Annotated in this window: 3 protein-coding genes, 1 tRNA gene and 1 pseudogene; all 5 read left to right on the top strand. The window is 45.6% G+C overall.

Annotation, left to right across the window (positions count from 1 at the left end):
* Positions 1-28: 28 nt before the first annotated feature.
* A tRNA-Pro gene (locus HMPREF1863_RS00310) sits at positions 29-105 on the top strand.
* Positions 106-679: 574 nt separating this feature from the next.
* Positions 680-7,279: a S8 family serine peptidase gene (locus HMPREF1863_RS00305; RefSeq protein WP_068366049.1), complete on the top strand. Its 6,600-nt coding sequence runs from the start codon at positions 680-682 to the stop codon at positions 7,277-7,279.
* Positions 7,280-7,448: 169 nt separating this feature from the next.
* Complete coding sequence (gene mgtE / locus HMPREF1863_RS00300) at positions 7,449-8,774, top strand: magnesium transporter (RefSeq protein ID WP_232300080.1); 1,326 nt, start codon at positions 7,449-7,451, stop codon at positions 8,772-8,774.
* Positions 8,775-8,849: 75 nt separating this feature from the next.
* Positions 8,850-9,479 (top strand): hypothetical protein, encoded by a 630-nt coding sequence (locus HMPREF1863_RS00295; protein WP_068366047.1) that lies wholly within the window; start codon positions 8,850-8,852, stop codon positions 9,477-9,479.
* Positions 9,480-9,820: 341 nt separating this feature from the next.
* A pseudogene (locus tag HMPREF1863_RS00290) lies at positions 9,821-12,546 on the top strand (InlB B-repeat-containing protein); the annotation flags it as partial.

Below are 12,546 nucleotides of genomic sequence, written 5' to 3'. Positions count from 1 at the left end.
AAACTTGTTATAATCTATTTGTTGACGTCGAGATGTGGCGCAGTTTGGTAGCGTACATGTCTGGGGGACATGGGGTCGCAGGTTCAAATCCTGTCATCTCGACCAAAAATAAAAGCGATCGGTGAGAGCCGATCGCTTTTTTCATGCGCTTAATCGGTCTATGACAACCATATGCGAGCGACATAATGTGTTCCTACACCTACATCCCGTTTTTTTTCCGACAGAATTTTTAATTGAAAAGAGCCGAAAAGCCATTGCGACGAAAGCAATGGCTTTAAACATAATCTCTAATTCCATTCGATGCCGATTACGGCTTTTCCATAAGGAGTTAAAATACACCCCAGAAAAGTTAATATATTAACTTTTACGCGGTGAATATTTTCCTTTCTTGGAAAAGGATGATCCTTTCGAAAACTATTTCTTTTACATACAACAGAAAAAGTTGAGTGGATAATCATATAAAAATAAAAATAAAGTTATATCAGCAGAATTTAATCGAAAATAATATTTTTCAAAAAAGACGCTTCATTTATAACTCCAAAACGAAAAGTCTTATCTATTTTTTAATATAATAAAAATCTTCTTGACGCGAGAAGAGCGTTAAATTTATAATCACACTCGTGCGATAACTGTTATCAATGCAACTTATTGTTTTACGATCCATTCAAGGAGGTTATGGATGCAGAAAAAGACACTTAGCCTGCTCTTGGCGGCGACGATGGTTTTTTCATCGGCGGAAGGCGCCCTTGCAGCGGCTGTTGGCAGCGAAAAACCAATGGCGGTACATACGAAAACGCCGCAGACCAGCGCCATCGTTAAAAAATTCGAGGCGTCACAACATAATGTGGCGGTGAAAAACGAAAAATTTTCCTACATTGTGGAATTTTCCCAAGAAGGGATGCGCGCTTCAGTGAAGGAAAAATTGAAAAAGATGAAGGATGTAAAAATCTTTTACGATTACCACATTCTCTTTAAGGCTGTTTCCATACAAACTTATCCCGAGCAAGCGGAAGTAATTCGCACCTTGCCGGGGGTCAAGAGCGTCGAGCGTTGCGGAACCCTCGAGCCTTTAATGGAAAACGCGCGCAAAGTCGTCAAAGTGGATAAAGCCACCGATTACTTAAAGGCCATTAATGCCACCAATCCCGAAATCGGGAAACATTACGACGGCCGCGGCATGCTCATCGCCAATATCGACACGGGGATGGACTACAAACACAAGGACATGCGCTTAGATGACGAAGCCTTGTCTGCTGCAAAAATTCAGGAAAAGAATTTAAAGCCTGAAGACAAGCCCTTTTACTTATCCCCGAAAGTGCCCCGCAGCTTCAACTATTTAAGCGGCGGCGCCATTACCAAGGAAATGTACGACGACGGTAGCGATTATCACGATCCCCACGGCATGCACATTTCCGGGATTTTAGCGGCCAACGCTACGGAACAAGATCTACAGGCTAAAAACGGGATTCGCGGCATCGCCCCCAACGCCCAATTAATGGCGTACAAAATGTACTCCGACGCCAGCGACGGCTTTGCCGGCGACGAAACCATGTTCCACGCCTTTGAAGACTGTATCCAACACGGCGCCGACGTTATTTCCATTTCGTCGGGCTTTACGGGAACCGGTCTCGTAGGGGAGAAATACTGGGAAGCCATTCGCGGCTTGAGAAAAGCCGACATTCCCGTTTGCGTCGCCACGGGGAACTACGCCACATCCGCGTCGGATTCCTCCTGGGATCGCTACAGCAACAACGCCCTGAACATGACCGACACGGGGAACGTTACCCGTACGGCGGCACACGAAGACGCAATCGCCGTCGCCTCGTCGAGAAACACCGTCGTGGAATTTAACGGCGTGAAGATCGGCGGAAAAGATATGCGCTATGCACAAATCGGCGCCTTCTTCGACAAAAAACACTTCACCCAAAAAGATTACGACTTTATTTACTTAGGCAAATGCCAAGATGCAGACATTGCCGGAAAAGACGTTAAAGGCAAAATCGTCGTCATGGATCGTATTTTCTCCACCGACATGAAATACGCCTTCCAAAAAGTTAAAAACAAAGGCGCCGTCGGCGTTATCGTCGTGAACACCGTAAACTATTACAACCGCGACGACTGGGAAAATGTACCTGCTATGGGATACGAACAAGACGAGCGTACACAAGTACAAGTCTTCTCCCTATCCGGCTACGACGGCCGCGATCTTTGGGATATGATCACCGGCAAGCAATTCCACGATGCTCAGGATAAGCAAAATAAAAAAGGCGATTACCGCATCGACATGAAGGCATTCGACGCGCACAAACCCGCCGTCGGACAGGAAAAACGTCTCCCCGTGGAATTTTTAAATGACAAAATCAAATGGGGCGACGAAGAAGTGCCGGCAGGCTCCACATCCTGGGGTCCCCGTACCGACCTTCTCTTAAAACCCGACGTGTCCGCTCCCGGTAAAAACATTTACTCTACACTGAATGTTATTAACGGCGTAAGCACCTATCAATACATGAGCGGCACCTCCATGGCGACCCCCGTGGTCTCCGCATCCACCGTATTGATTCGCCCGCGCTTAAAACAAATCGAAAAAGATCCCCTCATTAAAGGATCGGGCATCGACCTCGTATCCTTGACGAAGATCATGCTTCAAAATACGGCGCGCCCCATGAAAGACCCGACGACGAAAGATGAAAAGAATCAAACACTCTTTGCATCGCCGCGTCAACAAGGGGCAGGGATTATCGACGTGGATAAAGCGTTGAAAAACAACGTCATCGTGTCGGTAAAAGCCAAAGGCGGCGACGGCCAATACAACGATTACGGCTCCGCTTCCCTCAGAGAAATTAAAGACGGATCGAAAGATTTCACCGTCACCCTGCGCAATATTTCCGATCGCGATTTGACATTTAACGTGTCCGCAAGCCCGGTCACCACCGACGGGGAAACGCCGGTGAAAAAACTGGACGAAGAATACAAAGACGAAAAGAGCCAAGACGGACAAAAAATCGTAGCGGAAATTCACCCGAAAAAAGTAGAGGGCGCACGCGTAAGCCTCGGCTCCGAAACTATTACCGTTCCCGCTCACAGCAGTTACAACTTAGCGGCGAAAATGGAAACGGGCAAGGCGAACAATCAATTTGTGGAAAGTTTCTTGAGCTTTGAATCCAAAGAAGCTGCCGACAGCAAAAACGAAAACGCACAACCTTCCCTTTCTATGCCGGTCATGGGCTTTGCGGGGGACTGGAACAAAGAAACCATTATCGACAAATGGGCGTGGGAAGATGGATCTAAATCCAAAGGCATCGTCGGCCACGACGACGAAGGCAACTTAAAACGCCCCGGCACCATGAACCGCGGTCGCGGCGGCGAACACGGTATCGACCTCTTTAACCCGGCAGGCGTTATTCAAAACACCGAAGACGGCAACCCGAACTTTGAACAAGATCCCGCTTTCTTCTCCTTGAATAACAGCATGGACTTTACGCAACAAACTACAGGCGACAGTAAAATCGTCGACGGCTACACCACCGATAAAATGGTAACGCCTACGCCCCTTATTTTACGTTCCGCCTACGATGCGAAAGTCGCCATCGTAAACCAACAGGAAGAAGCAGGTCAACGGAACCTTAAAGTCCTTTCCGTACAACAATTTATAAAAGGCATTTTAAACTGTAAGAGCAACACGGCAAAGGGATTGAAAAAATCCAAGATGAAAGTATTCCCCGAAATGCAATGGGACGGCAAAGTATACTCGCCGAAACAAGTGCAATTCGGCGCAAACTATATCGAGCCGGGTCTGACACCTTTGGCGGAAGGGCAATATTACTACAAATTCCAATATCGCCTCACGCCGGATTACCCCTATCAAGTGTCCTATGTTCCCGTGAAGGTCGACAATACGGCGCCGAAAATTCTTTCCGTGGATTGCTCCAACCCCGATGAAATTAAGGTCGTGGCGAAGGACACCTATCACCAAAACCCGGACAAATCGAAGACGTGGTTTAATTACGATCAAAAACAAAATCCCGAGGCCTTTAAAGAAGTTTCCAACAAACTTTGGTTCTTAGGCGCATCCTTTGTGGATGAGTACGGCGATTTAATCAAAGAGCCGAACCTAAAAGTTCTCAACAAAGGCTACGATGCCAATACCGGCGAAACACACTACGTCATTAAAGGCGCCAACAGCGATCTTCAAGGCAAAACCTTGGAATTGGCGGCTCTCGACGGCGCCACCAACTTCTCCGATACCTTCCGCGTGAAATTCGACAAAAACCTTACCGACGGTAAGCTGAAATATGAAGTAAACGCAAAGGCAAACGAGGACGAAGATGGCTACAAGGCAGATGACAAGTACGCCATCGACGGCAGCAAATTAAAGACCGCTGCCCCCCTTGAAAACAAACCGGCAGAAGAAAAACAAGAAGACGACAAAAAAGTCGAAGGTACGCCTGAAATCCTCTTGGACAAAACACATTCCACTACAGGAAAAATAGAAGATACGGATTTACGGAAAATGCCGAAACCCAAGACCTATAACAAATACGACTTTGTTACCGGCGAAGAAAAGCCCTACATCGATTACGGCGACTACAACAACAAACTGGACGCCGACGGCAACCCCCTCTTCTATGAAAACGGAGATTCTATGGAATACGCCAAGGAAACCATGGAGGGTCTGAACAAGAAAGGCTATGTAGGCAAAATTACCCCCGATGAAGACGGTGGCTTCCGCGTATCCGGTACCCTGAAAAACGTATCGAAAAAAGCCAAACTTTACTATCAATCGGCGACCATGATGAAAACCGGCAAACGGGCCGAAGTCATGACCTTTAATTACGACGACAAAAACAATACCCTTTCCTTCGATTTCTACGGCAACAAAGACGACGTCAATAACGATAAGGGAACCAACTACGAACGGGATATTAAACTCTTCGTCGTCGATCAACAGGGCGACAGCAAACCCATTTTCTTTAGAATGCCCGAAAAGAAGAAAAAAGCCGAGAAAGTATTCCACCCCGTCGAATCCAAAGTCGGCGATATTGAAGAACTTAGCAACGGCGATTTAAACGGAAAAGTAACAGCCGAAAAAGACGTTAACGGCAACACCGTGTTTAAAATGCGGGAAGAACTGAAGATTTATAAAGGCTACGCCGTAAAGATCACATCCTTCAACCCGGGCAAAAACGGCTTAAAGCCCTTAAGCTCCGACGTATATTACTGCGACGCATCCCGTTGCGAACAGGGCGAGGACTACGGAAAAGACGAAAATGTCCGCTTCAATATTCTCCAAGGCTTTAACCACATCAACTACAAGGTGTACAAAATTGCCTTAGATGAAAAGGGCAACGCGATAAAAGTGAACGATAAAGTGGAACTGAAAGAAGAGAATCTCATTTCCGAAAAAGGCAAATGCGTCTACTTCGATAAAGACGCCGTGCAATTAAATATGGATAAAAACTTCTTTAACCCCACCGACGACAATAATCTTTACGTTCGCAAGAGCCCCTTGGTGATGAAAGGTGTCGTCGGCGATAAAGGCGGCTTCAACTGGCACCTGCGCATCAACGAAAGCATTGTAGGCGAACACTTGATCTATGGCGACCTTAAGAGCGACAACAGCCGACCCTTTGAAGTGAAAATACCCTTCGAAGACGGCGATCGCCTGGACTGGGCGGCAAAAGATTACTCCGGAAACGGCATGCCCGGCAATATTAAAGACGGCGAAGGCAATATCGTTCAAAAAGCCCTCAAAACCCAATACCATCTCTATTTAGATGATGTAAAACCCGAGGTCACTATTTCCAAGGATTCCGTAGAGAACGGCCAAGCCATTCCCTACGACACCGACAAAAAACTTTATGTCGGCGTAACGGATAAGCGCACCAATGGAAAAGAAGGAAAAATCCAAGAAAAAGAAATTTTCATTAACGGCAATCCTTACATCGCCGACACAAACTTAGAAAAATACGGCGACGCTCCTTATGAAATCAAAGTCGTGGCAAAAGACTACGCGCGGAACACGACGGTGAAAATCGTATCCTTCCATCCCGATCAAGACAAACTTGTTGAAACACCAAACGCAAAAGTCACCATTCAATTCCATGGTGGCGAAGGCACCATGGCGCCCATTCAAGTCGCCCAAGGGGAAGACTTCGCCTTGCCGGAATGCACCTTGACGGCGCCGGAAGGCAAAATATTTGCAGGATGGCGCGTAGAAGAAGCTAACGCCTTTATGGATGGCGTGGCGAGAACACGTGGCAGCGTACGTTCGACGGTAAACGAAGACCTTAAAGGTTTGCGCCAACCGGGCGAAGTCCTCAACGCAACCAAGAGCCTCGACATTACCGCCGTATTCAAAAACGCCAAACCTGTAGAAAAGGTAACCGTCAACTTTGAAAAAAACGGCGGACAAGGCATGACACAATCCACGGAAGTGGCAAAAGGCGATAAAATTATTTTGCCGAAAAACGGATTGCAAGCACCGGCCGGAAAAGCATTTGAAGGCTGGGACGTATCGGGCAAACTTATGCAACCCGGACAAGAAGTAATCGTTAAAAACGGCATGACCATTACGGCGAAATGGAAAGACGCGGCAAAACCTGCCCCCGTCGAACCGACACCCTCTACGCAAACCGAAAGCGGCAATGGCGAATCGACCGGCAACTGGATCAACCTAACGCCGAGCGGTGGAAACTCCACTCAAACAGCTCCTCAGGAATCCAAAAAAGCGCCCAATGTAAAAGACGACTTTACCGGACACTGGGGCGAAACCGCTATTCGCATCGCCTTACAAAAAGGCTACTTCAACGACATTGCAGGGGATATGGTCTTTATGCCCAACCTTCCCATTACACGGGCGCAATTCGTCACCGTTTTGGGACGCCACGCCAAAGTGGATATCAGCAAATATCAAACACCCACTTACAAAGATTTGAAAGCGGGAGATTACGCCAACCCCTACATTGCGTGGGCAGCTGAAAACAAAATCGTTTACGGCGTCGGCGACAATCGCTTCGCACCGGATAAAACATTAGACCGTGCGGAAATGGCGACCATCCTCTACAGATACTCCAACACTTTAAACATCAAACTAAAAGAAGCGGAGCAAGTACCGAAGTATACCGACTTCAACACCATTCCCAAATGGGCACAAGAAGCGGTCATGCACATGAGTCGCTACGAAATCCTACACGGAAACAAAGACAACACCTTTGCGCCGAAAGATACCTTTACACGTGCGCAATTAGCACAAGTCATCTACCAATTAGGCGACCTCTAAAGGCATCAAAAAAGACAGATCGATTCAAAATCGGTCTGTTTTTTTGCGCAAAAGATGAAAACTATCTTCTTTTCCGCGGCTATGATATAATTTGGCTATACAATAAGAAGAAAACAAAAAGGATTGAGAACCCTCGATCCTTTTTTCGTGATAAAAAAGGGGGGATAGCGTGAAACGCAATTACGACATTGACGAAATCAATTCTCTTAAATCGGAGATCAACCACATGGACCCGGTGGACCTTGCGGAATCATTCGACGAGATGAGCGTCAAAGAAATTATGCTCCGCTTTAAACTCTTGGACAAAGACCTGGCGGCGGATACCTTCGCCGAAATGGATCGGGACAAAAAGCGGGAAATCATCGAACGCTTTTCCGACGACGACGTGGAAGAACTCATTACCGAACTCGATGAAGACGAACTTGTCGACACATTACAGGAACTCCCCGCCAACATGGTGCGCCGCGTCATGGATGAATTCGTCGTCGGCGATCGCCGTAAAGTCATCAACCGACTCTTAGGCTACCCGAAAGATTCCGTCGGCTCCATTATGACCGTGGAATTCCTTTCCGCCAAAGCCGGCAGCAACTGCGAAACCGTATTAAAACGGGTCATCGCATCGGATCTCGACGCCGACAAACTGGAGCAAATTTGGGTAACGGATAAATCCCTCGTGCTACTCGGCTACGTCTACCTCGCCGACATCCTAAGATCGCCGGACAAAACAATGGAAGACATCCTCGAGCCCTTGCCCGGCTCCATCGAGGCGACAGACGACCAGGAAATCGTCGCAAAAATCGCCTACCGCTACGATCTTTCGGAAATCCCCGTTACCGATTCCGAAGGCAGACTCCTGGGTATCGTGCCGGTAGAAGACGCCATCGACATTATGCACGAAGAATACGAAGAAGACCTTTCCAATATCCACGGGGTACAGGACACATCCGACGAAGACTACCTGGAGCGCTCCTGCTTCGCCATCGCCAAAGACCGCACCACATGGCTGATCATCTGCCTGATCACCGCCACCATGACGGGCTTTATCATTCAGCGATACGAATCCCTGCTGGCATCCAGCGTCGCCCTGGCCGCCTACATTCCCATGCTCATGGACTCCGGCGGAAACGCGGGCACCCAATCGTCCACCACTGTTATTCGCGCCCTCTACACGGGCAAAGTGCATTTTAAAAACATCTTCGCCGTGATGAGCAAAGAATTAAAAGTAGGGCTGATTACGGGCAGCATCCTCGTCGTCGTCAACTTTATTCGCATGACGATCATCGGCGCCCACGGCCTTTCCATTAGCCTAACCGTATCGGCGACCTTACTCCTAACCGTCACCCTGTCGAAAATCATCGGCGGCATCCTGCCTTTGATCGCCGACAAAGTCCACGTAGACCCGACAGTTATGGCGGGGCCCATTATTACCACCCTCGTGGACACCTTTGCATTATTAATCTACTTTGAAGTGGCAACTCACTTAATCAATCTTTAAAACACCGGCCTCGCGCCGGTATTTTATTGCGGCGAAAAAAAGAAATTGGTACAATCATTCCAAAGGAGGTGTGGCATGAGAAAGAAAATTTTGATCGCTCTCTGGATTATCTTAGCGGTGGGGGCGACCTTTGCGGTCTTTGTGTCCTATGTCTTCTCGCCGACGCCGAATAGTGTGCGCAACAAAACCGTGGACGGCGTGCGCATGGATGCCGTCGTGGCGTGGGACGAGCGCAAGCCCATTATCAGAACCTATAAAGAAAAAGAATACCTCGCCTTAACCGACGACGAACTGGCGAGCGTCCGCGACATTATCGACGGAAAAATCGAAGGGGATATACCCTGCATCGACCTCAACAAAGATCCGCGCATGTTTTTTCAATTCGAGAAAAACAAAAAATCCGTCAAGCCTGAAAAAATAAACATAAAAATCATCGCCCACGCATCGGATTATAACGATCCTCAAAAAACGAGAATCATCGCCGGCGAATTAAAAGACGAGGGCGATTTAGGCTACAGCTACGCCACCAAACGCTATAGCCGCCAATACGAAAAATACTTCCTGGAATACTTGCAAGTGGAAATCCACTACACCATCGACGGGGAAAACTACATTTCCACCTTCGGCACCTTCCAAAGCAACGTAAACGACGGCACGGATTTTTCTGAAAACGAAACATTCGATACGCCCATCGAACCGGAATAAAAAGAAAGCCCTTAACGTTGGATTTCACGATCCGAACGTTGAGGCTTTTTTCTTGCAATAGATTATTTTAGACTAAAAATAAAATTTCTTATTCGCATCGCTATTTAAAGGAATACTCAACATTAAACATACAAAACAAAATGAAAGTTACGGAAAAGGTTTGGATAAAATAAATTTTATAGGGACAGAAGGAAATTAAATCAAAAAACAGAAAGAGACATAAAAAGAATCATCTCGGAACCCTTGATTCTATTGAAAAAGCAAAGTATGATAGGGGTTATAAGAGTGATTCTATAGTTTTCCAAACCGATAAAGTACAGACAAAAAGGAGGAAAGGAAAAATGAAGGGAAGCGAAGCGAGGAAAAGGATTTATAAATCCTTATGTGCAAGCTTTTTAGCGTTCGTCATGATCTTCACCAATGTGTTGGGCGCGGTGGAAGTGTATGCGGCCGACGGGATAGAGGCACCTACAATTACAAAAGCATTTATTGGAACAAATACTATCTCTGGAGGAAATTTACACAGAGGTAAAATTAATGGCAAGAATGCAAGAGGAACAGTTCATGTAACATTAAAGGATAGTAGTGGGAATGAAAAAGCCACTGTTTTCGTTACACCGAAAAGTGGAACAACTTGGACAGTAAACTTACCTGAAGGAGTTACAATTGCAGAAGGAGATACGGTTACTGCTTATCAAGAATTTAATGGAAGTAATTCTGAGCCTGTAACTGTAAATGCGATGGACTCACTTGCTATACAAAATAAAGACAAGCTAAAAATGCCGCAAGGTGAAATTTGGATAGAACAAACTTCATCCAACCAAGTCAATGATGACGAACAAGCAGAAGCTGTTGAAATGTTTAACAATGCAAACACTGCAATAGCTGGTGATATTAAATCAGTTAAGTTTTCCATTGATACTGCTGCCCATGCTTATTATGAAGTAACTTATACTGATGGTTCGACATCAGGCAAAGTAGAAGCTACAAATTTACAAATAAAACAAGTTACAGAACATTCGAGAGGAGCTACTCTTGGCAGTATTACCATTGTAGACAATGTAATTAAGGGAAAGCTAGCAGGAGAGGGACCATTTGACGGCATAAAAGTTCAAATACTTCTTAAACTTAGCGATGCGGTCAAAGATAGCTATTGTGATGGAGGGAAGTGTTTAGTTGACAAAGACACATCTGATCCGGTAGATGCAACTGTAAATGGCGAAACAGGAGAATTCACATATACAATTCCAAACCCTGACTTAAAACTTGATCAAAAAGTTGGTGTTACAGTAAAAGAACCCCATAAATTCAAATCTTGTTCTCAAACTACTGTTAAACCTGTAAAAGTAGATAAAATAGAAGTTAAAGACCCTAGAAAATTAACTGCTGATGACAAAAAAGCAATTGATGCTGCCATAAGAAAAGGATATACAGTAAATGGCGAATCTAAATTACCAAACGGAACCGGAGACTGGGATGGAGTACCGGCAGTTATACAAATTGATGACAGCGGAAATGTTAAGATATTTAGCGGTAATGATGTAGCAGGTACTTGGCCTCTGGAAAATGATTATAAATTTGTTCCGGAAAAAAATGCTGATGGTTCATACAAGGTAAAAGACGGAGCTGAACCAAAAATAACAATTCCGGCCAAAGACCTTTTAAAAAACCTTAAACCGGATGCACCTAAAGTTGACTTAAGTGGAGATAAGAAAAGCATCACAATCACTCCAAATGAAAAAGATACAGATGCTAATAGCATTTCTGTGTCCTACACAGGAAAAGATGGTAAAACAAAAACGACTACAGCAACAAAAGATAAAAATGAAACTTGGTCTATCACTGAAGGCGAAGGTTCCGTCGATAAAAATGGCGTTGTAACGATTCCTAAAGACAAGGTAAAAGGCGGAACAGATGTAACAGCTACAGTAACAGATAAGGGTGGAATAGCAGATGACGATACAACACCACTTACATCAGAACAGGGATCTTTAACTGTAGAAGAAACAAAAGCTGACAAAGTTGAAGCCCTTGGCGGTCTCGACCCGAAAGATATAAAAAAATGGGTCGGCGATGACGTAAACTGGAAAGACGGCATTAAGGCAAAAGAATCTACAAAAGAAACTGAAGTCAACAAGCTTTTAGAAGGCGCCACCTTTGAAGATGCAACTGATACGGCTCGGAAAACCGATTCAGCAGGTACAAGAGCGGGCAAGATAAAAGTTAAGTTTGACGACAACTCTGAACTTGTTGTCGACAATCAAACCCTGTACGTCAGCAACCATGTAACAAATAAGGATGCACAAAACTTACCTGATGATGCTTTAGAAGTAGAATTCCAATTAGGCGAAGGGACGAAGGTGAATAATGTCGGATCCGGAGCTGTTGAAGGAAATAAAGACACTCCGACCCTTTACCAAAAATACAAGGTAAAACCCAATACGAACTTAAAGGACTACAAACTTCCCACGATTAACCAATCCGTGGTAGATTCGATAAAACTTTCGGCACAAGAAGGCTATGTAGAACCCGTATGGAATACTGAAGACTTCACCGCAACAAAAACAAACAAAACCTTTACCGCTACGGCGACAAAGGCATACAATGTAACGCTTGAGGCTAATGGTGGTGACGGAAATATGGCTGGTGCACAAGTAAAAGAAAACGGCACCTATAAACTTCCCGATAATGCCTTTACCCCGCCAAACGAAAATCAAGAATTTGCAGGATGGTTAGTTAATGGGGCGACGACAGTTACCAAACCCGGAACTGACATCACCATTACCAAGGACACCGTCATAAAAGCTTCGTGGAAACCCATTGAATTAAAGGCAAAATTCTTACCCGGAGAAGGCGCGACCGGCTCGATGGAAGAGAAAACTGTAACAAAGGGTAGCGAATTTGAACTTCCGACTCCAACATTTACAGCACCGAAAGACAAAGTGTTTGCCGGTTGGCAAGTCAACAATGAAGATGGCGTAAAACAAGCCAAGGATAAAATAAAAATCTCTGGCGACGTAACCCTAACCGCTACCTGGAAAGACATTGAATACAAAGTAACCTTCAA

It is taken from the genome of Aedoeadaptatus coxii, assembly GCF_001553115.1.
GTDB classification, from domain to species: Bacteria; Bacillota; Clostridia; order Tissierellales; family Peptoniphilaceae; genus Aedoeadaptatus; species Aedoeadaptatus coxii.
The sequence above is the reverse complement of the archived record's forward strand: the minus strand, read 5'-3'. Positions and strand labels throughout refer to the sequence as shown.

Bases quoted from the DNA above. Each gene is read 5' to 3' on its own strand.
- HMPREF1863_RS00305 (WP_068366049.1), top strand. From the start codon at position 680: ATGCAGAAAAAGACACTTAGCCTGCTCTTGGCGGCGACGATGGTTTTT.
- HMPREF1863_RS00295 (WP_068366047.1), top strand. From the start codon at position 8,850: ATGAGAAAGAAAATTTTGATCGCTCTCTGGATTATCTTAGCGGTGGGG.